The 25,322-nt window shown below is 71.8% G+C and carries 19 protein-coding genes and 1 pseudogene; 16 read left to right on the top strand and 4 right to left on the bottom strand.

From position 1 onward, the window contains the following. Window positions 1-208 precede the first annotated feature (208 nt). Window positions 209-883 (bottom strand): annotated as a pseudogene (locus ACJ6WD_RS03880) (DUF1707 domain-containing protein); the annotation flags it as partial. A 247-nt stretch (window positions 884-1,130) separates the two neighbouring features. On the opposite strand from ACJ6WD_RS03880, the gene ACJ6WD_RS03885 reads away from it, so the two are divergent. Continuing rightward, entirely contained in the window at window positions 1,131-2,804 is a 1,674-nt protein-coding gene (locus ACJ6WD_RS03885; protein ID WP_331248529.1) for a fumarate hydratase, read from the top strand. Between the two features lie 284 nt (window positions 2,805-3,088). Here ACJ6WD_RS03885 and ACJ6WD_RS03890 read toward each other — a convergent pair whose 3' ends face one another. Then, entirely contained in the window at window positions 3,089-3,292 is a 204-nt protein-coding gene (locus ACJ6WD_RS03890; RefSeq protein WP_016577855.1) for a hypothetical protein, read from the bottom strand. A 790-nt stretch (window positions 3,293-4,082) separates the two neighbouring features. On the opposite strand from ACJ6WD_RS03890, the gene ACJ6WD_RS03895 reads away from it, so the two are divergent. The 5 genes from ACJ6WD_RS03895 to ACJ6WD_RS03915 all read left to right on the top strand — a co-directional run bounded on the left by ACJ6WD_RS03895 (window position 4,083) and on the right by ACJ6WD_RS03915 (window position 11,485). After that, window positions 4,083-5,477 carry an aspartate ammonia-lyase gene (locus ACJ6WD_RS03895; RefSeq protein WP_038521521.1) on the top strand — a complete coding sequence of 465 codons (1,395 nt, stop codon included), beginning with the start codon at window positions 4,083-4,085 and terminating at the stop codon, window positions 5,475-5,477. A 56-nt stretch (window positions 5,478-5,533) separates the two neighbouring features. Continuing rightward, on the top strand, window positions 5,534-6,268 hold the full coding sequence (locus ACJ6WD_RS03900; protein ID WP_374206772.1) for a DUF402 domain-containing protein: 735 nt from the start codon (window positions 5,534-5,536) through the stop codon (window positions 6,266-6,268). A gap of 246 nt (window positions 6,269-6,514) precedes the next feature. Continuing rightward, the gene (locus tag ACJ6WD_RS03905; RefSeq protein ID WP_331248644.1) at window positions 6,515-7,198 is read left to right on the top strand and encodes a methyltransferase domain-containing protein; all 684 of its coding nucleotides are present in this window, start codon (window positions 6,515-6,517) and stop codon (window positions 7,196-7,198) included. An 87-nt stretch (window positions 7,199-7,285) separates the two neighbouring features. After that, the gene (locus ACJ6WD_RS03910; protein WP_331248645.1) at window positions 7,286-9,781 is read left to right on the top strand and encodes a SpoIIE family protein phosphatase; all 2,496 of its coding nucleotides are present in this window, start codon (window positions 7,286-7,288) and stop codon (window positions 9,779-9,781) included. A 240-nt stretch (window positions 9,782-10,021) separates the two neighbouring features. Continuing rightward, entirely contained in the window at window positions 10,022-11,485 is a 1,464-nt protein-coding gene (locus tag ACJ6WD_RS03915; protein WP_020931415.1) for a catalase, read from the top strand. A gap of 69 nt (window positions 11,486-11,554) precedes the next feature. On the opposite strand, the gene ACJ6WD_RS03920 is transcribed toward ACJ6WD_RS03915, so the two are convergent. Continuing rightward, a complete protein-coding gene (locus ACJ6WD_RS03920; RefSeq protein WP_233656950.1) occupies window positions 11,555-13,867 on the bottom strand; it encodes a transglycosylase domain-containing protein in 2,313 nt (770 codons plus the stop codon). A 272-nt stretch (window positions 13,868-14,139) separates the two neighbouring features. Here ACJ6WD_RS03920 and ACJ6WD_RS03925 point away from each other — a divergent pair, with 272 nt between their 5' ends. The 8 genes from ACJ6WD_RS03925 to ACJ6WD_RS03960 all read left to right on the top strand — a co-directional run bounded on the left by ACJ6WD_RS03925 (window position 14,140) and on the right by ACJ6WD_RS03960 (window position 23,090). Then, window positions 14,140-15,084 (top strand): SPFH domain-containing protein, encoded by a 945-nt coding sequence (locus ACJ6WD_RS03925; protein ID WP_233656951.1) that lies wholly within the window; start codon window positions 14,140-14,142, stop codon window positions 15,082-15,084. Then, window positions 15,081-15,425 carry a hypothetical protein gene (locus ACJ6WD_RS03930; RefSeq protein WP_331248647.1) on the top strand — a complete coding sequence of 115 codons (345 nt, stop codon included), beginning with the start codon at window positions 15,081-15,083 and terminating at the stop codon, window positions 15,423-15,425. Before ACJ6WD_RS03925 ends, ACJ6WD_RS03930 begins: the two co-directional genes overlap by 4 nt. A gap of 144 nt (window positions 15,426-15,569) precedes the next feature. Beyond that, on the top strand, window positions 15,570-16,256 hold the full coding sequence (locus tag ACJ6WD_RS03935; protein ID WP_407615138.1) for an ABC transporter ATP-binding protein: 687 nt from the start codon (window positions 15,570-15,572) through the stop codon (window positions 16,254-16,256). Next, window positions 16,253-18,625 carry an FtsX-like permease family protein gene (locus ACJ6WD_RS03940; RefSeq protein ID WP_407615139.1) on the top strand — a complete coding sequence of 791 codons (2,373 nt, stop codon included), beginning with the start codon at window positions 16,253-16,255 and terminating at the stop codon, window positions 18,623-18,625. The genes ACJ6WD_RS03935 and ACJ6WD_RS03940 overlap by 4 nt, the downstream gene beginning before the upstream one ends. A gap of 145 nt (window positions 18,626-18,770) precedes the next feature. Then, the gene (locus ACJ6WD_RS03945; protein ID WP_016570296.1) at window positions 18,771-19,295 is read left to right on the top strand and encodes a PadR family transcriptional regulator; all 525 of its coding nucleotides are present in this window, start codon (window positions 18,771-18,773) and stop codon (window positions 19,293-19,295) included. Beyond that, a complete protein-coding gene (locus tag ACJ6WD_RS03950) occupies window positions 19,292-19,978 on the top strand; it encodes an ABC transporter ATP-binding protein (RefSeq protein ID WP_016570297.1) in 687 nt (228 codons plus the stop codon). Before ACJ6WD_RS03945 ends, ACJ6WD_RS03950 begins: the two co-directional genes overlap by 4 nt. Then, window positions 19,975-22,395 carry an FtsX-like permease family protein gene (locus ACJ6WD_RS03955; RefSeq protein ID WP_407615140.1) on the top strand — a complete coding sequence of 807 codons (2,421 nt, stop codon included), beginning with the start codon at window positions 19,975-19,977 and terminating at the stop codon, window positions 22,393-22,395. Before ACJ6WD_RS03950 ends, ACJ6WD_RS03955 begins: the two co-directional genes overlap by 4 nt. Before the next feature lie 95 nt (window positions 22,396-22,490). Then, complete coding sequence (locus ACJ6WD_RS03960) at window positions 22,491-23,090, top strand: Uma2 family endonuclease (protein ID WP_233656956.1); 600 nt, start codon at window positions 22,491-22,493, stop codon at window positions 23,088-23,090. Window positions 23,091-23,096: 6 nt separating this feature from the next. Here the strand turns inward: ACJ6WD_RS03960 and ACJ6WD_RS03965 are convergent, their stop codons facing one another. After that, entirely contained in the window at window positions 23,097-24,056 is a 960-nt protein-coding gene (locus ACJ6WD_RS03965) for a LysR substrate-binding domain-containing protein (protein WP_233656957.1), read from the bottom strand. A 141-nt stretch (window positions 24,057-24,197) separates the two neighbouring features. Between ACJ6WD_RS03965 and ACJ6WD_RS03970 the strand changes: the two genes are divergently transcribed. Both ACJ6WD_RS03970 and ACJ6WD_RS03975 read left to right on the top strand, forming a co-directional pair. Next, window positions 24,198-24,752 (top strand): peroxiredoxin, encoded by a 555-nt coding sequence (locus ACJ6WD_RS03970; protein WP_233656958.1) that lies wholly within the window; start codon window positions 24,198-24,200, stop codon window positions 24,750-24,752. 5 nt (window positions 24,753-24,757) lie between these two features. Beyond that, window positions 24,758-25,303 carry an alkyl hydroperoxide reductase gene (locus tag ACJ6WD_RS03975; protein ID WP_016570302.1) on the top strand — a complete coding sequence of 182 codons (546 nt, stop codon included), beginning with the start codon at window positions 24,758-24,760 and terminating at the stop codon, window positions 25,301-25,303. The last annotated feature ends 19 nt before the right edge of the window (window positions 25,304-25,322 follow it).

Here is a 25,322-nt window from a genome sequence, read left to right on the forward strand (position 1 = left end):
CCGGCGGCCTCGCATGTGCCGTCGCACCGGCCCCGCATGCGCCGCCGGACCCCGGCTAGCCGAAGCGGCGGCGGTCCCGGCGCTCCTCCCGGCGCTCGTGCCGCTCCGCCCGCAACTGGTCGAACCGCGCGTGCCGTTCGGCCCTCAGCTCGCCCATCCGCGCGTGCCGCTCGGCCCGGAGTTCGTCCGTCCACTCGCGCCGCTCGCCGCGCAGCCGGTCCCGCAGGTCGCGGATCCAGGCGCCCCGCTTGGGCTTGGCCTCGACGCTGCCCAGCAGTGCGAAGCCCTGCACGTCCACCTCGGGCGCCTCGCCGTCCGCGGCCTCGTGCGTCTCCACCTCGAAGCTGCCCAGGATGCCGGAGCCGCTGCTGCGCAGCGTGATGTTCTCCGGCACTCGGACCTCGACGCTGCCGAAGACGGAGGTGACATTGATCTGGACCCGCTGCTGCGGGAAGACCGCCTCGGTCAGGTCGATCTCCACGCTGCCGAAGATGGCGACCGCGTTGATCCGGGGCGGGACCCGCCAGCGGCCCTTGCGGTTGGCCGCACTGAAGATCGCGACGAGGTTCTGGTCGGCGGCCTGGCCGCCGGCGCCGTACTCGCGGGGCGAGGGCTCCGGCTGCGGGCGGGCCCCGCCGGCGGGCAGGTCCCGTACGACGGGCTCCAACTCGCCCATGGTCTTGGCGCGGTAGACCGCGTCGATCCGCTCGGCGTGCTCCTCGGCGTCCAGCCGGCCCTCGGCGAGAGCCTCCCGCAGGATCTCCGCGACCCGGTCGCGGTCCGCGTCCGAGGCCCGGATGTCGCTCCCGGCCACCGCCGGGGGCGCCGTGGCCTCGGCCACCGGCTCGGCCCGCGGTCCCGCCTCGCCCTTGGTCAGTTTCACCGCCTGCCGGTCGCGCTGCGCGGCAAGCGGTCCGGGCGGGGTCTCGGGGCCCGGTCGTCCCCCGTTTCCTGAAGCGTCCACGGACCCAGCGTACCGAAACGCGATAGATCGCGACTAGGGGATCGCGGACCCGTCTCCCGCGGACTGAGCCCGACCTCACAGCAACGGCCGGACACCGGGGTTCTACGCTGTTCAGGCGCTGCCGTAGAAGCCAGCCACCACCCCTCCGAGTAAGGACACATCCCCCATGCCGGAATTCGCCTATACCGACCTGCTCCCCACCGGCGAGGACAGCACCCCCTACCGTCTGGTGACCTCGGAGGGCGTCAGCACCTTCGAAGCGGACGGCCGGACGTTCCTCAAGGTCGAGCCGGAGGCGCTGCGCAAGCTCGCCGCCGAGGCGATGCACGACATTGCGCACTACCTGCGGCCGACCCACCTGGCCCAGCTGCGCAAGATCCTGGACGACCCGGAGGCCAGCGCCAACGACCGCTTCGTCGCCCTGGACCTGCTCAAGAACGCCAACATCGCCGCGGCCGGCGTGCTGCCGATGTGCCAGGACACCGGCACCGCGATCGTCATGGGCAAGCGCGGCCAGCAGGTGCTGACCGAGGGCGGCGACGAGGCGGCCCTGTCCCGCGGCATCTACGACGCGTACACCCAGCTCAACCTGCGCTACTCGCAGATGGCGCCGCTGACCATGTGGGACGAGAAGAACACCGGCTCCAACCTCCCGGCCCAGATCGAGCTGTACGCGACCGACGGCGGCGCCTACAAGTTCCTCTTCATGGCCAAGGGCGGCGGCTCGGCCAACAAGTCCTTCCTCTTCCAGGAGACCAAGGCCGTCCTCAACGAGGCGTCCATGATGAAGTTCCTGGAGCAGAAGATCCGTTCGCTCGGCACGGCCGCCTGCCCGCCGTACCACCTCGCCATCGTCGTCGGCGGCACGTCGGCCGAGTACGCGCTCAAGACCGCCAAGTACGCGTCCGCGCACTACCTGGACGAACTGCCCACCGAGGGCTCGCCGACCGGCCACGGCTTCCGCGACAAGGAGCTGGAGGACAAGGTCTTCGAGCTGACCCAGAAGATCGGCATCGGCGCCCAGTTCGGCGGCAAGTACTTCTGCCACGACGTCCGCGTGGTCCGCCTGCCCCGGCACGGCGCCTCCTGCCCGGTCGCCATCGCCGTCTCCTGCTCCGCCGACCGCCAGGCCGTCGCCAAGATCACCGCCGAGGGCGTCTTCCTGGAGCAGTTGGAGACCGACCCGGCCCGCTTCCTCCCCGACACCACCGACGAGGAGCTGACCAAGGGCGCCGGCGCCGACCTCGACGCGGTCGCCGTCGACCTCAACCGCCCGATGGCCGACGTCCTCGCCGAGCTGACCAAGCACCCGGTCAAGACCCGGCTCTCGCTCACCGGCACCCTGGTCGTCGCCCGCGACATCGCCCACGCCAAGATCAAGGAACGGCTGGACGCGGGCGAGGAGATGCCGCAGTACCTCAAGGACCACCCGGTCTACTACGCCGGCCCGGCCAAGACCCCCGAGGGTTACGCCTCCGGCTCCTTCGGCCCGACCACGGCGGGCCGGATGGACGCCTACGTCGAGCAGTTCCAGGCCGCCGGCGGCTCCAAGGTCATGCTCGCCAAGGGCAACCGCTCCCAGCAGGTCACCGACGCCTGCGCCGCGCACGGCGGCTTCTACCTGGGCTCCATCGGCGGCCCCGCCGCCCGCCTCGCCCAGGACTGCATCAAGAAGGTCGAGGTCCTCGAATACGAGGAGCTCGGCATGGAAGCCGTCTGGAAGATCGAGGTCGAGAACTTCCCCGCCTTCATCGTCGTCGACGACAAGGGCAACGACTTCTTCCAGGACCCGGCACCGACCACGCCGACGTTCACCAGCATTCCGGTGCGCTCCTCCTGATTTCCGGCGCCCTCGGACGGCCGCCTTCCGCTGCGTGCGGGGGCGGCCGTCATTTTTTCCGCCGGTTCCCCGAGGTCGCGCCTGCGGGCGGAGGTCGCGGAGTGCACCGTCCCGAGCGGGGAGTTCACGCTCGAAGGCGAGGCGCCGGGTTCCCTGCCCCACGCTGGGGCCGCCGCGCGGAGGCGATCCGAGCGCGGAGGAGCGGCGAGGGCGCGGACGGCCGCGCGCTCGGCGCGTCCCCGGCACGTCCCCGACGACGGCCCGCCGGATCCGCCGGCACGGCGCTAACGACCCTTGTGCCGCGGGCACGCGCACGGTGGCCAGGCCTGGGTGAGGCCGTAGAGGTCGAAGCGGTCGCCGGCGACGACGTGGATCTGGGCGCGTTCCTGGGTGACGACGCCGTCGCGGGTCGTGGTGTAGACGCGCAGGGTCATCAGCGACTGCCGGGATCGCGGGCCCGACGGGGTGTGGCCGGCGCTCGTGGCCATGGTGACGCTCCTGTTCGATGGGGTCGTGGAGTTGTCCCGTTAGTGGCTAGGGCGACTCCCCGATGTCGTCGTGGGATCCCCTTAACTTCCAGCGGATTGCTACGTTCCGTGTTCCCATCGTCACCCTCCGCCGTAACCTTGGGAAGGGAGTGAGTACTGATTCCTACAGGCGTAAGAATGGAAGTGAGGCCGTGGCCAAGGGATTTGATCCGAAGCGGTGGACGTCGGGGCCGTGCGAGCGCGGGCACGGGAGACGGCGGCGGGGCCGGTCGGCGAACGCACCGTGAGGCAGGTGCAGTTCGTGCGGCTGCGGGTGGTCACGGGGGCATGCGGGGCGCGGTGGGGTGGGACGGGGCGTTCGACCGCGGGGCAACGCCCCGGGCACGGCCAACTCGGGCCGGCGGGTGCGGAGGTGGCGCCGAGTGCCGGGTGACGGGTGGTGGGCTCGGCGGTGGTGCGGTGCGGGTGAGCTGCCGTACGAGTGCCTTGCGGTGCGGGCGGGGTGAGGTGCGGGCGGGGTGAGGTGGCCGAGTCCGGTCGGTCCGGGGCGTTCCGCGCGGTGGGGGACGGGGAGGGGAGGGCTGGGGGGCGGGGGCGGGGCCCCCTAGCGGGGTCGGGGGGGGGGAAGAAGCCTCGCCGACGTCCCGCCGGAAGGCCGGCCCCCGGCCGCCGAGAGCCCGGGCCGCCCGGGCTGCCTGCGCCGCCCGGGGTGGCGGTGGGCCGGGGCGCAGGCAGGTGACATCCGTCGTGGGTCGGGAACAGATCCCGGTCCGCGGGCACTGTCATAGGCATGAGCGATAACGGCGCATTCAGGATCGAGCACGACTCGATGGGTGAGGTGCGGGTTCCCGCGCACGCCAAATGGCGGGCCCAGACCCAGCGGGCGGTGGAGAACTTCCCGATCTCCGGGCAGCGGCTGGAGCGGGCGCACATCGAGGCGCTGGCGCGGATCAAGGGGGCCGCCGCCAAGGTCAACGCCGAGTTGGGCGTGCTGCGCAAGGACGTCGCGGAGGCCATCGTGGAGGCGGCCGCCGAGGTCGCCGAGGGGCGGTGGGACGAGGACTTCCCGGTCGACGTGTTCCAGACGGGGTCGGGGACGTCGTCGAACATGAACGTCAACGAGGTGATCGCCACCCTGGCCAGCGAGCGGTTGGGGCGGGACGTGCACCCCAATGACCACGTCAACGCGAGCCAGTCGTCGAACGACGTGTTTCCGTCGTCGATCCACGTCGCGGCGACGTCGGCGGTCCTGAACGACCTGGTTCCGGCGCTGGAGCACCTGGCGGAGGCGTTGGAGCGGAAGGCGGCGGAGTTCGCCGAGGTGGTCAAGTCGGGGCGCACGCACCTGATGGACGCGACGCCGGTGACGCTGGGTCAGGAGTTCGGGGGCTACGCGGCGCAGGTGCGCTACGGGGTCGAGCGGCTGCGGGCGTCGCTGCCGCGGCTGGCCGAACTCCCGCTGGGCGGCACGGCGGTGGGCACCGGGATCAACACGCCGCCGGGGTTCTCGGCGGCGGTGATCGCGGAGGTGGCGCGGGCCACCGGGCTGCCGCTGACCGAGGCGCGCAACCACTTCGAGGCGCAGGGGGCGCGGGACGGGATCGTGGAGACCAGTGGTCAGTTGCGGACCGTCGCGGTCGGCCTGACGAAGATCGCCAACGATCTGCGGTGGATGGCGTCGGGCCCGCGCACCGGGCTCGCCGAGATCAACCTGCCGGACCTCCAGCCCGGCTCGTCGATCATGCCGGGGAAGGTCAATCCGGTGCTTCCGGAGGCGGTGCTGATGGTCGCCGCGCAGGTCACCGGCAATGACGCGACGGTCGCCACGGCCGGCGCGGCCGGCAATTTCGAGCTGAACGTCATGCTGCCGGTGATCGCGCGGAACGTGCTGGAGTCGGTGCGGCTGCTGTCCAACGTGTCGCGGCTGCTGGCGGACCGCACGGTGGACGGCATCACCGCGAACGTGGCGCGGGCCCGTGAATACGCCGAATCGTCGCCGTCGGTGGTGACGCCGCTGAACAGGTACCTCGGTTACGAGGAGGCCGCGAAGGTCGCCAAGCAGTCGTTGGCGGAGCGGAAGACGATCCGGGAAGTGGTGCTCGAAGGCGGTTACGTCGAGCGTGGACTGCTGACGGTGCAGCAGCTCGACGAGGCGCTGGACGTGTTGCGGATGACCCACCCGTAACCATCAGTGCGGCGCATGTCACCGCACGCGTAACGCGACGCCCCTAAGATCTGCGCATGACAGCGGACATGGTGGAGACGGCGGAGGGCGAGACGACCGGCGTGCCCGCGCCGGCGGCCGGGGCGGGTCGGGGCGCGGCGGAGGCGGGGCGCTGGGCGCCCGGCGACCAGGTCCTGTGGCGCTACCGCGACAACGCCGATCCCCGCCGCTTCCACATCTGTCGGCCGATGACCGTCGTCCAGGACACCGAGGAGCTGCTCGCGGTGTGGATGGCGCCCGGCACGCCGTGCATCAAGCCGGTGCTCGCCGACGGCACCCCGGTGCACCACGAGCCGCTGGCCACCCGCTACACCACACCGCGGCGGACCGTGCGCGACCATTGGTTCGGCAACGGCGTGCTGAAGTTGGCCCGTCCGGGAGATCCCTGGTCGGTCTGGCTGTTCTGGGAGAGCGGCTGGCACTTCAAGAATTGGTACGTCAATCTGGAGGAGCCGCGCCACCGTTGGTCGGGCGGAATCGACTCGCTCGATCATTTCCTCGACATCTGCGTCTATCCGGACCGGCGCTGGGAGTGGCGGGACGAGGACGAGTTCGCCCAGGCCCGGCGGGACGGGCTGGTGACGGATGCCCAGGAGGTCGCCGTCCGGTCCGCCGGACGCGCCGCGGTCGCACAGATCGCGGCGTGGGAAGGGCCGTTCGCGGACGGCTGGGAGGACTGGCGGCCCGATCCGGCCTGGGAGGTTCCCGCACTTCCGGAGAACTGGGACCGACTGCCGGATCGTTTGCGGTAGCGAGACAGCAAACGTGAAAAGAAGAGAATGAAGAGAGTGAAGGGGGCGAACGGTGGAAAGGTGCGCCTATGGGCGAAACCGTTTCCCGCCGGGTTCCCTTGGGGGTCCCACCGGACGAGAAGCGGTACCCAGCCCCCTTGCTGTGCCCTGGGCCTTCAAACGTAGGATCGTCCTCCGCAAGACTGCACAGGCGCAACTCCAGAACGAGAAAACGAACTTGACTGCGGTTGCAGGAGGGGCGAAGTCGTGAGCGCGACGAGCTACGACGCGTACGAGGGCCTGAACCGGTTAGCACTTGACCGGGCCGGACAGGCCGAAGCGTTCGACGCGATCGGTGACCAGTACGAAACGGCTTTTCCACATAAGGAAGGCCAGATCGCTTCGGGCGCGTGGTTGAGTGGCGAACTGCCGGCCGGGTCGCGGATCCTCGATGCCGGCTGCGGCACCGGCCTGCCGACCGCCCGTCAACTGTCCGAAGCGGGACACCGGGTCGTGGGGATCGACCTCTCCCCCGGGATGGTCAAAATCGCCCAGGCCAACGCCCCGGCCGGCGAATTCCACCGACTGGACATCGCCGATCTGCGCGGTGGCCGGCTGGGCGGTCCGGGTTCCTTCGACGGAATCACCGCCTATTTCTCCCTGTTGATGATGCCTCGCGCGGAAATTCCGTGTGCCCTGGGCATGCTGCACGACCTCCTGCGACCCGGCGGGTTGCTGGCCCTGGCGATGGTCGAGGCCGATATTGACGACTTCCCCATTCCGTTCCTCGGCAGCACGATCCGGGTATCGGGATATCTGCGGGACGACCTGCGCCGGGTCGTGCGCGACGCGGGTTTCGACATCGTCGGGGAGGACTCGTATGCGTATGCCCCGTCGAGTACGGACGTACCACCCGAAATCCAGCTCTTCCTGCACCTGCGACGCGCTTGAGACGCACCGCGTCAGGCGCGTCCGCTCGGGCGGCGCGCACCGAACGCGGCGCGCCTGCGCCAGCCCCGGACGGATGGAATCCCACGCGTGACGGAGCATCCCACCTCCCACGAAACGCGGCAGTCGGCCCCGACCGCCGCGTCCTCGGCGTCCCCTGCTGCGGGGACGGCGCCGCTCGGCGGCGTCCCCGACCCGCGCAGCGCCCTCCAGCAACCCGCCGACGCCGGCCACGAGCCGGCGCCGGGTAGCGGGTTCGCGGTGCGCGGGGACGACGACACCGGCTGCGGCGGCGCGGCCGGCGGGCTGGCCGCCACGGCCGCGGCGGGGCCGCCGGGCGGGCACGGGGACGCCGAGCCGGCCGCCGATCACGGCCCGGCCGGTGACGGCGCGCGGGCGTACGGCGCCGCCCGGGCGTCCCGCGACAGTTTCTACGGTGGATACACCGGGTCGTACGGAGCCGCGTACGACCCGTACGGGGAGGTGGCCATGCCCGCGGAGGGGCGGCCGGACGGGGAGTCGGGCGCGGAGCGCGCGGCGGTCCGTGCGGGCCGGCCGGTGGCGCAGGGCGCGGTGGACCGCGCCGGTGCGCCGGAGCCGGACGAGGAGCCGGGGCACGCACAGCCGCGCCCCGGCGGTGAGGGCATCGGACGGCCGCGCGAGGGCGGTTCGGGGTCCCGGGCGCACGGGGGTGAGCCGGGCCGGGGCGGGTTGCCGCCGGGGCCGCCGCCGGGTGTGCGGGGCGGCGGACGGTCCGGGCCGGCCGATGGGGAGCTGCCGCCTCCGGCGGGGCCGCCCACGGTGCCGCCCGCGCGCTCGGCGCATCCGGGCGAGGGTCAGGAGAGCCGGGAGGTCGCGGCGGCGCGGCAGGCGAGCGGGGACCGGTTGCGGTTCATCGGGGCGGCGACCCGGCGGATCGCCCGCGGCATAGACCTGGACGAGATCGTGCTGGGGCTGTGCCGGGCGACGGTGCCGACCTTCGCCGACGCGATCCTCGTCTACCTGCGCGATCCGTTGCCGGTGGGTGACGAGCGGCCGACCGGCCCGGTGGTGCTGCGGCTGCGCCGCACCGACCGGATCCCGGAGGAGCCGGACACCAACGGGCTGCGGCTGCCGGTGCTGCCGGCGCAGCCGGACCTGGGGCCGGCGATGGGCGGCAGCGCCGCGGAGCTGGCCGAGGTGCGTCCGGGCGGGCCGCTGGCGGAGGTGCTGCGGGGGGTGCGGCCGCTGTTCGGCGAGGCCCAGGCGGCGCGCACCGCGCTGCCCGAGCTGTTGGGTCCGGACACTCGGCTGCCGGGCGGTCATCGGGTGGTGCTGGCGCCGCTGCGCGGGCGCCGGCGGGTGATCGGCGCGGCGGTGTTCCTGCGCCGTCCGGACCGGCCGGCGTTCGAGCCGGACGATCTGCTGGTGGCGGCCCAGCTGGCGACGCACACCGCGCTGGGCGTGGACAAGGCGGTGCTCTACGGGCGCGAGGCGTACATCGCCGACGCGTTGCAGCGCACCATGCTGCCGGACTCGTTGCCGCAGCCGACGGGGGTGCGGTTGGCCAGCCGTTATCTGCCGGCCGCGGAGACCGCCCGGGTGGGCGGTGACTGGTACGACGCGATCCCGCTGCCGGGCAGCCGGGTGGCGCTGGTCGTCGGTGACGTGATGGGCCACTCCATGACGTCGGCCGCGATCATGGGGCAGCTGCGGACCACGGCGCAGACCCTCGCGGGGCTGGACCTGCCGCCGCAGGAGGTGCTGCACCACCTCGACGAACAGGCCCAGCGCCTGGGCTCGGACCGGATGGCGACCTGCCTGTACGCGGTCTACGACCCGGTGGCGCACCGGATCACCGTCGCCAACGCGGGGCATCCGCCGCCGGTGATGCTGCACCGCGGTGGGCGTGCGGAGGTGCTGCGGGTGCCGTCGGGCGCGCCGATCGGCGTCGGTGGGGTGGACTTCGAGGCGGTGGAGCTGGACGCCCCGGCGGGCGCCACGCTGGTGCTGTACACCGACGGGCTGGTGGAGTCGCGGATCCGGGACGTCTGGACCGGCATCGAGCAGCTGCGGGAGCGGCTGGCCGAGACGGCCCGGCTGACCGGGCCCAATCCGCCGCCGCTGGAGCCGCTGTGCGACGAGGTGCTGGACATGCTCGGGCCGGGTGACCGCGATGACGACATCGCGCTGTTGGCGGCCCGGTTCGACGGCATCGCGCCGAGCGATGTCGCGTACTGGTATCTCGATCCGAAGGCGCAGACCGCGGGGCAGGCCCGCCGGCTGGCCCGGCGGGCGCTCGCCCGCTGGGGCCTGGACGAGCTGTCGGACCAGTTGGAGTTGCTGGTCAGCGAGGTGGTGACCAATGCGGTGCGGTACGCCGAGCGGCCGGTGACGTTGCGGTTGCTGCGGACCGACGTGCTGCGCTGTGAGGTCGGGGACGACGTGCCGCAGTTGCCGCGGCTGCGGCATGCCCGGCCGTCCGACGAGGGTGGTCGGGGGTTGTATCTGGTCAATCGGATGGCCCGGCGGTGGGGCGCGACCCGGTTGAGCATGGGCAAGGTCGTCTGGTTCGAGCTGTCGATGCCGCCGGGGGCGCGCCGCTGAGGCGGTCCGCGGTGCGTTGTGTCGCGTCGTGTCGAGGACCCTGTCCGGTTTCGGGCGGGGTCCCTTCGCGTGCGGGCGGGCCGGACCCGTCCGGACGCCCGGGACCCCTTGCCGACATGCCGTCGGGGGCGTTGACTGCTTGGGTGGGACAAAAGGGACTGAAGGGACCAGCTGACCCCGGAAGGGACTGACGGCCCCCACCCACCCACCGCCAGTCATCGAACGGGAGGCATTCCTCCAATGACCAGCACCGCGCACAACGTCCCGCACACGACGACCAACACCGGCATCCCGGTGGAGAGCGACGAGCACTCGCTGACCGTGAGCCCGGACGGTCCGATCCTGCTCCAGGACCACTACCTGATCGAGAAGATGGCCCAGTTCAACCGCGAGCGGGTCCCCGAGCGGGTGGTGCACGCCAAGGGGAGCGGCGCGTACGGCTTCTTCAAGGTCACCAACGACGTCAGCCAGTTCACCAAGGCGGACCTCTTCCAGCCGGGCAAGGAAACCGAGATGCTGGCCCGCTTCTCGACCGTCGCCGGCGAGCAGGGCTCCCCCGACACCTGGCGCGACCCGCGCGGCTTCGCGCTCAAGTTCTATACCGAGCAGGGCAATTACGACCTGGTGGGCAACAACACCCCGGTCTTCTTCGTACGGGACACGATCAAGTTCCAGGACTTCATCCGGTCGCAGAAGCGCCGTCCCGACAGCGGGCTGCGCGACAACGACATGCAGTGGGACTTCTGGACGCTCTCGCCGGAGTCGGCCCACCAGGTGACCTGGCTGATGGGCGACCGCGGCATCCCCAAGACGTACCGGCACATGAACGGGTACGGCTCGCACACCTACATGTGGGTCAACGCGGGCGGCGAGAAGTTCTGGATCAAGTACCACTTCAAGACCGACCAGGGCATCGACTTCCTCACCCAGGCCGACGCCGACCGGCTGGCCGGTGAGGACGCCGACTACCACCGCCGGGACCTCTTCGACGCCATCGAGAGCGGCAACGCCCCGTCGTGGACGCTCTACGTGCAGGTCATGCCGTTCGACGACGCCCCGGACTACCGCTTCAACCCGTTCGACCTGACCAAGGTGTGGCCGCACGGCGACTACCCGTTGATCGAGGTCGGCCGCATGACGCTCAACCGGAATCCGGAGGACTACTTCATCCACATCGAGCAGGCCGCGTTCGAGCCGTCCAACATGGTGCCGGGCGTCGGCCCGTCCCCGGACAAGATGCTCCTCGGCCGGCTGTTCTCGTACCCGGACACCCACCGGTACCGGATCGGCCCCAACTACGCGCAGCTGCCGCCCAACCGGCCGCACGTGCCGGCGCACTCGTACGCCAAGGACGGCCCGATGCGCTTCGACCCGTCGCGCGCGGCCCGGCCGTACGCCCCGAACTCCTACGGCGGCCCGGCGGCCGACACCGTGCGGTACGGGGAGCCGGCGGGCTGGGAGAGCAGTGGGGCGATGGTGCGCGAGGCGTACACGCTGCGCCGGGACGACGACGACTTCGGGCAGCCGGGCACGATGGTCCGCGAGGTGCTGGACGACGCGGCCCGCGACCGGCTGGTCGGCAACGTCGCCGGGCACCTGCTCGGCGGGGTGAGCCGGCCGGTGCTGGACCGGGCGCTCCAGTACTGGCGGAACATCGACAAGCAGCTCGGCGACCGGATCGCGAAGAAGGTCAACGGCGGCTGAGCCGCGCAGGAAGCGCTGCGGCCCGCACCCCGAGGGGTGCGGGCCGCAGCGCTTGCGGGGGCCGGTGCGTCAGCCGAAGTTCGGTAGGCCGTTGCTGCCGTTGCCGGTGTTGCCGCCGGGGTTGCCACCGGTGCCGCCGTCGCCGGTGCCGCCGGTACCGGTGTTTCCGCCGGTGCCGGTGTTGCCGCCGGGGTTGCCACCGGTGCCGCCGTCGGGCGGGGTGGAGCCGCCACCGGTCGGCGTGGGCCTGCCGGACGGACGGCCGGAGGTGGTGTCCGACGGGGACGTGGTCGGCGTCGGCGAGGTCGTCGCGGAGTGCGAAGGGGTCGGCGTCGGGGTGGCCGGCACGGTCGGGGTCGCCGTCGGGCTGGGCGGCGGCGGTGCCGCGGCGCCCATGTCGGTCTCCAGGTCGAAGTCGCCGCCGGTGCCGTCGCCGAGCGCGGCCTGGGTGTAGTCGGCCCAGACCCGCGCCGGGTAGCCGCCGCCGTTGACGCGGCCACCGCCGCCGGCGCCCTTCAGGGTGACCTGGGTGCCGCCGTTGGGCGACTCGCCGAACATGCCGACCGCGGTGACGAGGTTGGGGGTGTAGCCCACGAACCAGGCCGACTTGTTGTCGTCGGAGGTGCCGGTCTTGCCCGCCGCCTTGTAGTCGGTGTTCTTCACCGCTTCCGAGGCGGTGCCGTCGTTGACCACGCCGGTCAGGACGGAGGTGACGGTGTCGGCGGTGGTCCGGGACAGCACCTGCTCGCCGATCGGGTTCTTGAGGTCGACTTCCTTGTCGGTGCCGTCCTGGGTGTGCACGGCCTTCTTCACCAGCGACGGGGTGACCTTCTGGCCGTGGTTGTCGAAGGTGGCGTACGCCCCGGCCATCTGGAGCGGGCTGGCGCCCATGGTGCCCAGGGTCATGGCCGGCTGGACGTCCATCTTGGCGCCGTCCATGCCCAGGCTGACCGCGGTCTTCTTGACCTGGTCCAGGCCGACGTCGGCGCCCATCTGCGCGAACACCGAGTTCACGGAGTTGTTCATCGCGACCTGGGCGCTGATCTTCCCGTAGCTGCGCTCGTCCTCGTTCGGCGGGGCGAAGGGCGTGGTGCCGCCGACGACCGGACGGCGGTTGCGGCCGTCGTAGATCGCGTTCGGGTTGATCGGGATGCCGCCCTTGGTGACCGCGTGGTTCTCCATGGCCGACGCCAGGATCAGCGGCTTGAAGGTGGAGGCCGGCTGGTAGTCGGAGCGGGTGGCGTTGTTGGTGTAGTGCTTCGGGTAGCCGGCGCCGCCGTACAGCGCCACGACGTAGCCGGTCTTCGGGTCCACCGAGGTGGCGCCGAGCTGGACGTCGCGGTCGACCGGGCGCTGGCCGGGCTCCAGGTCGTCGGTGAGCTTGCGCTTGACCGACTCCTCCAGCGCCTTCTGCCGGTTCTTCTCGATGCCGAGGGTGACGGTCCAGCCGCCGGCCTCGAATTCGTTCTCGTCGACGCCGTGCGCGAAGAGCTCCTTCTTGGCGGCGTCGATGATGTAGCTGGCCTGGCCGGTCAGGCCGGGCAGCGGCTTGGGCGGCTTGGGCACCGGGAACTTCTGCTGGGCGCGCTCCTGGGGCGTGATCCACTTCATCTCGACCATGTTGTTGAGCGTGTACGCCCAACGTTCCTGGACCAGCTTCTTGCCGGCGTCGCTGGCGATGGCCCAGTCGTACTGGTTGGGCGCCTGGAGCAGCGAGGCGAGGTAGGCGCCCTGGGCGACGGTGAGCTTGTCGGAGTCCACGCCGTAGTAGGCCTGGGCGGCGGCCTGGATGCCGTAGGCGCCGCGGCCGTAGAAGCTGGTGTTGATGTAGCCGGCGAGGATCTCGTCCTTGGAGAACTTCTGGTCCACCTTGAGGGAGATGACGATCTCCTGGAGCTTGCGGGAGACCGTCTGCTCCTGGCTCAGGTAGTAGTTCTTGACGTACTGCTGGGTGATCGTCGAGCCGCCCTGCTTGCCCTTGCCGCTCAGGGTGTTGACGACGCCGCGGAGGGTGCCCTTCAGGTCGACGCCGGAGTCGTTGTAGAACGTCTTGTTCTCGGCGGCGACGAAGGTGTGCTGGACGGCCTTGGGTATCCGGCTGAGCGGGACCGTCTCGCGGTTGACCTGGCCGACCCGGGCCATGACCGAGCCGTCCGCGTACTTGAAGACGTTGCTCTGCAGCTTGGCCTGCTTGTTGCCGGCCGGGACGTCCACGTAGAGGTAGAGCCCGATGAATCCGACGATCCCCAGCAGGCACGCGCCGAGGACGGTCCCGAGGACCTTCTTCCAGGTGAAGAAGCGGCCTATGCCGGACTTCTTGGTGTTCTTCCCGGCCCGGCGGGCGCTGCCCTGCCGCGCTCGCCTCGCATCAGCTCGGCCCATCGCTCGTGCAACTCCAGTCGTTCCGCCCCCGGCATAACTCAGCTGTTGAAGCTAACACCGCATCTGACAACAAATACTCATCGATCAAGGCTTTTCCCGACGTGACAAAGAGCACGGGGAGCGAGGGCAACCCCCCTGCCGCCGGACCGTATCGCTCTGGACCGGAGCAGGCCAGCACGTTAAAGTGATATCACTTTGCTAGACCAGCGAAAGCGCGCGCTGCGGCGCACATCACGCCCTTCGGCGCGCGCCCTCCACGAAACGGGGACCCCATGACCGACACGACACCCGCCGCCTCCGCGGACACCCCGGAGATGCCGGCGCCGCAGGTCCGCGAGCGGGCCGCGCACAGCATCCCGGGCGGGCTGGCCCTGCTGCTGACCGTCCTGGGCGTCGTCCTCGGCGTCGTCGCGATCATCACCGGCGGCGTCCTGGGCGACCGGGGGAACGGCGCGGCCGCCGCCCCCCTGGTGATCGTCGGGATCCTGTTGCTGCTGGGCTCGTTCTTCTGCATGACCGGCGTGAAGATGGTCGCGCCGGGCGAGGCCCGGGTGATCCAGCTCTTCGGGCGGTACGTCGGCACCATCCGCACCGACGGCCTGCGCTGGGTCAACCCGCTCACCTCGGCCCGCAAGATCTCCACCCGGGTCCGCAACCACGAGACCTCGGTCCTGAAGGTCAACGACGCCTACGGCAACCCGATCGAACTCGCCTCGATCGTCGTCTGGAAGGTCGAGGACACCGCCCAGGCGCTCTTCGAGGTCGACGACTTCCTGGAGTTCGTCGCCACCCAGACCGAGGCGGCCGTCCGGCACATCGCCATCGAGTACCCCTACGACGCCCACGACGAGGACGGCCTCTCGCTGCGCGGCAACGCCGAGGAGATCACCGAGAAGCTCGCCGTGGAGCTGACCGCCCGGGTGCAGGCCGCCGGCGTGCAGATCATCGAGACCCGCTTCAGCCACCTCGCCTACGCCCCGGAGATCGCCTCCGCGATGCTCCAGCGGCAGCAGGCCGGCGCGGTCGTCGCGGCCCGCCAGCAGATCGTCGAGGGCGCGGTGGGCATGGTCGAGTCGGCCCTGGAGCGCATCAACGAGCAGGGCATCGTCGAACTGGACGAGGAGCGCAAGGCGGCCATGGTCAGCAACCTGATGGTGGTGCTGTGCGGCGACCGGGCCGCCCAGCCGGTCCTGAACACGGGCTCGCTCTACCAGTGAGTGCCGACGCTCCCCAAGGGGCCGGCACGGACCCCGAACGGCCCGCGGGCCGCCGGCCGCAGCAGCGCAAGCAGGTGCTGCTGCGGCTGGACCCGCTCCTGCACGACGCCCTGAGCCGCTGGGCCAACGACGAACTGCGCAGCACCAACGCACAGATCGAGTTCCTGCTCCGCACGGCGCTGGCCGAGGCGGGGCGGCTGCCGCGCGGCGCGGGCGGACCGGCGCGGCGGGGCCGGCCGCCCAAACGGCGCGAGCCGGCACCGCAGGCCGACCCCGACACGGCGGCGGGCCCGCAGGGACATCCGGCGGACGGGACCGACGGCGCGGCGGGCGGGCGGTGAAGGGCGCGACGCACCAGTAGAAACACCGTCTATACATCTCGCGTATACACCTCATGTAGAGTGCGTTCCATGTCTCTGGGACGGCGCTGCGTCTACCGCGCGCACCCCTCGCCATGCCCTGTTCGCACTCCCGAAGGCCCCCACATGAACCCGGCCGGCTCCCTCCTCGAAGCCCGTGCGCTGCACAAGGCGTACGGGCCGACGCCCGCGCTCGACGGCGCGGACTTCGCCATCCACCCCGGCGAAGTGGTCGCCGTCATGGGCCCCTCCGGGTCCGGCAAGTCCACGCTGCTGCACTGCCTCGCCGGGATCATCCGCCCCGACTCCGGCACGGTCCGCTACGGCCCGCACGCCCTCACCGACCTCAGCGACGCGCGGTGCAGCGCACTGCGCCGCAGCGACTTCGGCTTCGTCTTCCAATTCGGCCAGCTGGTACCGGAGTTGACCTGCCTGGAGAACGTCGCCCTGCCGCTGCGACTGAACGGCACCAAGCGCAAGGAAGCCGAACGCCGGGCCCACGACTGGCTGGCGCAGCTGGAGGTCGAGGGCGTCGGCAAGCAGCGCCCCGGTGAGATCTCCGGCGGCCAGGGCCAGCGGGTCGCGGTCGCCCGCGCGCTGGCCACCACGCCCCGGGTGATCTTCGCCGACGAACCCACCGGCGCCCTGGACTCCCTCAACGGCGAGCGCGTGATGGGCCTGCTGACCGAAGCCGCCCGGGACACCCGCGCTGCGGTGGTGCTGGTCACCCACGAGGCCCGGGTCGCCGCGTACGCGGACCGCGAGGTCGTGGTGCGGGACGGCATCGCCCGCGAGGCGGTGGGCGCGGCATGAGCACCGCTACGACGACCTCCGGGGGCGGCCTGCGCGGCTGGGCCCGGGACCTCGGCATGGGGGTCCGGTTCGCCGTCGGCGGCGGGCGCGAGGGGTGGATCCGCACCCTGCTCACCGCGCTGGGCGTGGGCCTCGGCGTGACGCTGCTGCTCGCCGCGTCGACGATCCCGGCGATCCAGGCTCACCGCACGGAGCGCCGACTGGCCGCGACGCCGACGGAGGCCGACGGGCCGCTGGCGCCGAGCGCGTCGACGCTGGTCGTGGCCGACCTGCGGACCCAGTTCCGGGACCGGCCCCTCACCGGGCGGATGCTGCGGCCGGACGGCCCCGCGGCGCCCGCCCCGCCCGGGGTGGCCGCGCTGCCGAAGCCGGGCGAGATGGTGCTCTCCCCCGCGCTGCGGGAGTTCCTCGCCGAGCCGGGCAACGCCCTGCTGCGCCAGCGGCTGCCGTTCCGGGACGCCGGCACGATCGGGGCGGCCGGCCTGGCCGGGCCCGCCGAGCTGAAGTACTACCTGGGCAGCGCCACGTTGAGCACGGACAACGGCGGGGTCCGGGTCGCCGGGTTCGGCGCCGAGCGGAAGAGCGAACCGCTGGACCCGCAGCTGCTGATGCTGGTCATCGTGGGGTGTGTGGTGCTGCTGATGCCGGTGGCGATCTTCATCGCGACCGCCGTCCGGTTCGGCGGCGAACGCCGGGACCGCCGGCTGGCCGCACTGCGGCTGATCGGTGCCGACGCCCGGATGGCCCGGCGGACGGCGGCCGGCGAGGCCCTGTTCGGGGCGGTGTGCGGGGTACTGGTGGGCGCCGCGCTGTTCCTGGTCGGCCGGCAGTTCGTCGGCGGGATCACCATCTGGGACACCAACGCCTTCCCGTCCGACCTGACCCCGAACCCGTTGCTGGCGGCGCTCATCGTGCTCGTCGTGCCGCTCGCCGCCGTCGCGGTCACGCTCCTGGCGCTACGCCGGGTCGCCATCGAACCGCTGGGCGTCGTCCGCAGCGGCGCGGGCCGCCGCCGGCGCCTGTGGTGGCGGCTGCCGTTCCCCCTGGGCGGCCTGGCGCTGCTGTTGGCCAACGGCGGGACCAGCGGCGCGCGGAGCGTCGTCAACCCGTTCCTCATCGCGGGCGGCGCGACGCTGTTCCTGCTCGGCGTGACGCTGCTGCTGCCGTGGATCGTGGACGCGGTGGTGGGGCTCTTCCGCGGCGGCCCGGTGCCCTGGCAGCTGGCCGTGCGGCGGCTCCAGCTCAGCGGGGGCGCCGCGGCCCGCGCGGTCAGCGGGATCACCGTCGCGGTGGCCGGGGCGATCGCGCTCCAGCTGCTGTTCTCCGCGATCCAGGGCGACTTCATGAAGATCACCGGGCAGGACTCGAAGCGGGCGCAGCTGGAGGTGTCGCTGCCGACCCACGACGTCGCGACCATCCGGAAGATGACCCGCGAGTACCAGCGGACCCCGGGCGTCCGGGGCGTCATCGCGGCCATCGACACCACCGCGAGCCGGCCCGGCCCGCTCCGCAAGGGCGAGCCGTTCATCCCGTCCACGTCGGTGACCGTCGGCGACTGCGCCTCGCTGAGCGAGCTGGCGCGCACCGGTCCCTGCAAGGACGGCGACGTCTTCATCGTCCGGGACCACACCGGCCAGGTCGACGACTCCTACATCCGCCAGACCGCACGGCCCGGCGCCGCGGTGGACTTCGCCTGGCCCGACCGCACCGGGCAGCCGCCCCGCCCGCGGCTGTGGACCGTCCCGAAGGACGCCCGCACCATCGAGTCGCGTCCCGACCCCATGGGCATGCCGTCGTTCGGCCTCTTCGCCACTCCGGGCGCGCTGGACACCGCGCTGTTGGACGAACCCCAGGCCCGCGCCATGATCAAGATCGACCCGCAGTTCCCCGACGCCGTCGAGCACGCCCGGAACACCGCGGCCCGGATCGACCCGCTCACCTCGGTGCACGCGCTGCAGAACATGGAGCGGGACGCCCAGTACACCAGCGTGCGGACCGGGCTGCTGGTCGCCTCCACCGCCACCCTGGCCCTGATCGCCGCCAGCATGCTGGTGACGATGGTGGAGCAGCTGCGCGAGCGCCGCCGGCTGCTCTCGGTCCTGGTCGCCTTCGGCACCCGGCGGGCCACGCTGGCCTGGTCGGTGCTGTGGCAGACCGCCGTGCCGGTGGCCCTGGGGCTGGTGCTGTCGGTGGCCGGGGGCGCCGGACTGGGCCTGGCCCTGCTGCGGATGGCCGGGAAGAGCACCGTCGACTGGTCGGTGATCTGGCCGCTGGTCGCCGCCGGGAGCGGCCTGGTCCTGGTGGTGACGCTGCTCAGCCTGCCGCCGCTGTGGCGGATGATGCGCCCGGACGGCCTGCGCACAGAGTGAGCGCGTACGGTGCGGGGCGGTGGCCGGCCAGAGCCCGCGGCCACCGCCCCGCACCGTCATCGACCCGTACGTTCCGCCACCGGTTCCGCACACCTATACAACACGCGTATACACCAGCAATACACCCCCGAGTAAGGTGGTCCGCATGTCAATCGGTCATACGCTGCTGGGCCTCCTGGAGTCCGGCCCCCGCCATGGCTACGACCTCAAGCGGGCCTTCGACGAACACTTCGGACAGGACCGCCCGCTGCATTACGGGCAGGTCTACTCCACGATGTCCCGGCTGTTGAAGAACGGCCTGGTCGAGGTCGACGGCGTGGAGGCCGGGGCGGGCCCGGAGCGTAAGCGGTACGCCATCACCGACGCCGGGATCACCGACGTCGCCCAGTGGCTGGCCCGGCCGGAGAAGCCCGAGCCGTACCTCCAGTCCACGCTCTACACCAAGGTCGTGCTGGCCCTGCTGACCGACCGGGACGCCGCCGAACTCCTCGACACCCAGCGCGCCGAGCACCTGCGGCTGATGCGCGGCCTGACCGAGCGCAAGCGCACCGGCGACCTCGCCGACCAGTTGATCTGCGACCACGCCCTGTTCCACCTGGAAGCCGACCTGCGCTGGCTGGAGCTGACCGCGGCCCGCCTGGACAAACTCGCGGAGGCGGTCGGCGGATGACCCCCGAGGGATCCCTGCTCGCCGCGGAGGCCCTGTGCAAGGCGTACGGGCCGACGCCCGCCCTGGACGGCGCGGACTTCTCCATCCACCCCGGCGAGGTGGTCGCCGTGCTGGGCCCGTCCGGGTCCGGCAAGTCCACGCTGCTGCACTGCCTCGCCGGCATCGTCCGCCCCGACTCCGGCACGGTCCGCTACGGCCCGCACGCCCTCACCGACCTCAGCGACGCCCAGCGCAGCGCGCTGCGCCGTACCGACTTCGGCTTCGTCTTCCAATTCGGCCAGCTGGTACCGGAGTTGACCTGCCTGGAGAACGTCGCCCTGCCGCTGCGACTGAACGGCACCAAGCGCAAGGAAGCCGAACGCCGGGCCCACGACTGGCTGGCGCAGCTGGAGGTCGAGGGCGTCGGCAAGCAGCGCCCCGGTGAGATCTCCGGCGGCCAGGGCCAGCGGGTCGCGGTCGCCCGCGCGCTGGCCACCACGCCCCGGGTGATCTTCGCCGACGAACCCACCGGCGCCCTGGACTCCCTCAACGGCGAACGGGTGCTGACGCTGCTGACCAACGCCGCCCGCGACACCAACGCCGCGGTGGTCCTGGTCACCCACGAGGCCCGGGTCGCCGCCTACTCCGACCGGGAGATCGTCGTGCGCGACGGCCGGGTGAAGGACATGGCGGGCCGGATATGACCCTGCTCCGCTCGCAGCCCGAGGGCGAGCGGGACACCGCCGCACCCGCGCTGCCCTCCGTACCCCGACGGACGGGCCCGCTCACCTGGGCCCGCGACCTCGCCATGGGCATGCGGTTCGCCGCCAGCGGTGGACGGGAGGGCTGGATCCGCACCGCACTGACGGCCGCCGGGGTCGCCCTCGGCGTGGCGATCCTGCTGCTGTGCGCCTCCGCACCGACCCTGATGAACGCCTGGCACGGCCGGGAGAAGGCCCGCGAGAACCTCGGCCAGGCACACCCGCCGCCGCGCAGCGACCGCACCCTCCTCTACTCCACGGTGGACACCACCTTCCACGGCACCGGCATCCGCGGCCGGCTGGTCGACCCGGACGGCACGCACCCGCCGGTGCCGCCCGGCGTCGCGCACCTCCCCGGCCCGGGCGAGATGGTGGTCTCGCCGGCCCTGAAGGACCTGCTGGCCGAGCCCGACAGCGCGCTGCTGCGCGAGCGGCTGAGCGCCTACCGGATCGTCGGCGTGATCGGCGACCGCGGCCTGGCGGGCCCCCGGGAGCTCACCTACCTCGCGCACGACGACGCCCTCGGCGAGCGCAACAGCTACCGCATCGACCACTTCGGCAAGAACTGGGAGGCGCAGCCGCTGTCCACGCCCGGTCTGGTCCTGGTGATCATGACGTGCGTGGCGCTGATGACGCCGGTGATGGTCTTCATCGGCACCTCCGTGCGCTTCGGCAACGAACGCCGGGAACGGCGCCTGGCCGCCCTCCGACTGGTCGGCGCGGACGTCCGCACCACCCGGCGGATCGCCTCCGGCGAGGCACTGTTCGGATCGCTCCTCGGGCTGGTGGGCGGCGCCGCGCTGTTCCTGCTCGGCCGCCAGCTGGCCCCGTTCATCACGCTGTGGGACATCAACGTCTTCGCCGCGGACGTGGCCCCCGCCCCGCTCGCCGCGCTCCTGATCACGGTGCTCGTCCCGACCGCGGCGGTGCTGGTCACCCTGGTCGCCCAACGCGGCATCACCGTCGAACCGCTCGGCATCGTCCGCAACCGCCCGCCGATCCGCCGCCGGCTGTGGTGGCGCGTCGCGCTGCCGCTCGTCGGCGCGGGCCTGCTGGTGCCGATGGCGGTGTGGCCGGGCCCGATCGACGATCCGCTCGCCACCACCCGGCTCGCGGCCGGTTCGACGCTGCTGCTGTTCGGCGTCACGACGCTGCTGCCCTGGCTGGTCGAACGGGTCGTCGGCCGGCTGCGCGGCGGCCCGGTGCCCTGGCAGTTGGCGATCCGCCGGCTCCAGTTGAGCAGCGGCTCGGCGACCCGTGCGGTCAGCGGCATCACCGTCGCGTTGGCCGGCGCCATCGCCATCCACATGCTGATGACCGCCTCGCAGGCCGGGTTCGCCGCCGCGTACGCCAAGTCCGGGCGGGTGCCGCTGATCACCCTCTGGGGCGACACCACGAGCTGGCAGCAGACCACACGGACGCTGGACGCGCTGCGCGCCACCCCCGGGGTCACCTCCGTCCGCGGCCTCCTCGACGCCAACGCCGGCCGGATGCCCGCCCCGGACCACGACCCCAGCCGCGACTTCCCCAGCATCATCGGCGTCGGCACCTGCGCCGAACTGCGCAAGGTGGCCCGGCTGCCGTCCTGCCGGGACGGCGACTCCTTCGTCACCGACGCCCGCCGGGCCTCCGGCACGGACCGAGGCGTCAGCCCCGGCGCCACCATCGACCTCAACCCGCCGGACGCCTACGACAACCTCCACCCGACCCCACGGCCCTGGACGGTCCCGCCGTCCGCCCGCGCCGCCCGCCTCGCCCCGCTCGAAGACGGCCACCGCCTCTACTACGACCTGCTCCTGACCCCCTCGGTCCTCGACGCGGCCCGGCTCACCAACCCCACCATGGAGGTCCTCGTCCGCTTCGACCGCGACGTCCCCGACGCCGTCGAGCACATCCGCAACACCGCGACCCGGATCGACCCGACGATGCACGGGGGCGCGTCCCTCGACAACCCGCACGACCGGCAGTACGACGGCGTCCGCAAGGCGGTCTTCCTCGGCGCGGCGATCACCCTGCTGCTGATCGGCATCGGCCTGATCATCTCCACCATCGAGCAGCTCCACGAACGCCGCCGCCTGCTGTCCACCCTCGACGCGTACGGCATCCGCCGCGCCACCCTCGGCTGGTCCGTGCTGTGGCAGACGGCCCTGCCGGTCGCGCTCGGTCTGGGCCTGGCGCTGGCCTGCGGCCTGTCCCTGGGCTCGCTGCTGCTCTCGGTCATCGACAGCGACGTGACGGTCGACTGGCCGGTGGTCGCCGGCATGATCGGCATCGGCGGCGGCGTGATCCTCTTCGTCACCGCGCTGAGCCTGCCGCCGCTGTGGCGCATGATGCGCCCGGAGGGGCTTCGGACGGAGTAGGCGTCACCGAACGAGCGAACGCTTGTCGTACGCGACGCGTGCGGGCGCCTCTGCCTACGATGATGACCTCGACACCAGCCATCAGGAGGCACCACATGTCTGCAGCAGCAGTCGAACGACCTCATGTGGGCAAGCTGCCGAGTCTGCTCGAGGAAGCCGAGAAGCTCACTCACTTGCTGCCCGGGCACCGCGTCGAGATTCTCGGGGGAAACCTCACCGTGACACCGCCCGCCGACGGCTCGCACGCCGAGTCGCTGACCAACCTCACCTTCGCGTTCGCGCCGGCGCACCAAGGGCAGACACGAGTGGCCCAGGCCATCGGCCTCTGGCTCCCCGACGGCCCCGAGGACTATGCCGTTCCAGATCTCGCCGTGGTGGATGCCGACTACCGCGACCACCTCATCGAGGCCAACTGCTACGACCCCGCGATCTTCCGCTTGGTGGTGGAGGTGACGTCCGCCAACTACGCCACCGACCTCCGGACGAAGGTCGCCGCCTACGCCGTCGCCAAGGTCCCTGTCTACGTCATCGTCGACCGCCGCGCGGAGCGCATCCACGTCCTGACGGATCCGTTCGCCAACGAGTACAACCACCACGAACTCCACGCCGCAGGGCAGCACGTCACGCTGCCCGACTCGATCGGCGCCGAGGTCACCCTCGACGTCGGCGCGATCCTCGAAGCCGCCCGCCCCTAACTCCCCTCACCCCCGCACGATCCGCACCGGCAGCCCCCGCAGCGTCCTGCGAAGCGCCGCCGCGAACTCCTCGAACTCGGGTTGGCGGGCCGAGCCCGCGCGCATCGCCAGGGCGATCCGCCGGGAGGGCGCCGGATCGGCGAAGTAGCCCGTGGTCAGCAGGTCGTTGCGGGCCGTCTCGACGCGCAGTGCGGTGCGCGGCAGGAGCGTGACGCCGAGGCCGCCGGCGACCAGTTGGACCAGCGTGGACAGACCGGCCGCGCTCGTCGTGACCGGGGTGTTCTCGTCCCGGCCCGCCTCGCGGCAGATGTCCAGGGCCTGGTCCCGCAGGCAGTGGCCCTCGTCCAGGAGCAGCAGGTCGAGTTCCTTCAGCGCCGCGCGGGGGATGTCGCCGCGGCCGCCGAGCCAGTGCTCCTTGGGGGCGACCAGCACGAAGTCCTCGTCGAACAGCGGGATTTCGGTGACCTGCGGGGCGCCGAGCGGCACCGCGAGCAGCAGCAGGTCCAGCCGGCCGTGTGCCAGGCCGTCCAGCAGCGAGGTGGTCTGCTCCTCGTGCACCTGGAGGTCGAGGTCCGGGTAGGTGTCGTGGACGAGGCGGAGCACGGCGGGCAGCAGGTACGGGGCGACGGTCGGGATGACGCCGAGGCGCAGTACGCCGGTGAAGGGCGCGCGGGCCGCCTCCGCCTCCTCCATCAGCGCGCCGACCGCGTCCAGGACCGCCCGGGCGCGGGCCGCCACCCGCTCCCCCGCCGGCGAGAGCAGCACCTTGCGCGTCGTACGCTCCAGGAGTTGCACGCCGAGGGCCTCCTCCAGGGCGGAGACGGCGCCGGAGAGCGCGGGCTGGCTCATGCCGATCTCGGCCGCCGCCTCGCGGAAGTGCAGGTGCTCGGCGACTGCGGCGAACGCCCGCAGCTGGGCCAGGCTGGGTTGGCGGGTCCGTCCGCCGGGGCTCGTGGGGAATGCCACTGATAACCACCTCCGATCAACATCCACAAGTCTAGCTATTTCCCTGATCAATACCTCCTGTGGCACTGTGTGAACCGTCCAAGCCTCAAGGAAAGACCCGAAAGACCCCCATAAGGGACTTTCTTGCAACAAGGAGAGCGCGTGCTCACTGTCGGTGACAAGTTCCCCGAGTTCGACCTGACCGCCTGCGTCTCGCTGGAGAAGGGCGAGGAGTTCCAGCAGATCAACCACAAGACCTACGAAGGTAAGTGGAAGATCGTCTTCGCCTGGCCCAAGGACTTCACCTTCGTGTGCCCGACCGAGATCGCCGCGTTCGGCAAGCTGAACGAGGAGTTCGCCGACCGCGACGCCCAGATCCTCGGCTTCTCCGGCGACTCCGAGTTCGTGCACCACGCCTGGCGCAAGGACCACCCGGACCTGACCGACCTGCCCTTCCCGATGCTCGCGGACTCCAAGCACGAGCTCATGCGCGACCTGGGCATCGAGGGCGAGGACGGCTTCGCGCAGCGCGCCGTCTTCATCGTCGACCAGAACAACGAGATCCAGTTCACCATGGTGACCGCCGGCTCCGTCGGCCGTAACCCCAAGGAGGTCCTGCGGGTCCTGGACGCCCTGCAGACCGACGAGCTGTGCCCCTGCAACTGGAGCAAGGGCGAGAACACCCTGGACCCGGTCGCCCTGCTGGCTGGTGAGTGACACCCATGGCTCTCGATGACCTGAAGTCCGCGGTTCCGGACTACGCCAAGGACCTGAAGCTGAACCTCGGTTCGGTGATCGGCAACGCCGAAAGCACGGCACTGCTCACGCAGCAGCAGCTGTGGGGCACCGTGCTGGCCTGCGCGATCGCCTCGCGCTCGCCCAAGGTGCTGCGCGAGCTGGAGCCGGAGGCGAAGGCCAACCTCTCCGCCGAGGCGTACACCGCCGCCAAGTCGGCCGCCGCCATCATGGGGATGAACAACGTCTTCTACCGGACGCGCCACCTGCTCTCCGACCCGGAGTACGGCAACCTGCGCGCCGGTCTGCGGATGAACGTCATCGGCAACCCGGGCGTCGACAAGGTCGACTTCGAGCTGTGGTCGCTCGCCGTCTCCGCCATCAACGGCTGCGGCATGTGCCTGGACTCGCACGAGCAGGTCCTGCGCAAGGCCGGTGTCGAGCGCGAGACGATCCAGGAGGCCGTGAAGATCGCGTCCGTCCTGCAGGCCGTCGGCGCCGTCCTCGACGCCGAGGCCGTGCTCGCCGAGTAGGGCCGGGCGCGGCGGGCGT

This window comes from Streptomyces sp. VTCC 41912 (assembly GCF_045799175.1).
Lineage (GTDB): Bacteria > Actinomycetota > Actinomycetes > Streptomycetales > Streptomycetaceae > Streptomyces > Streptomyces albulus_C.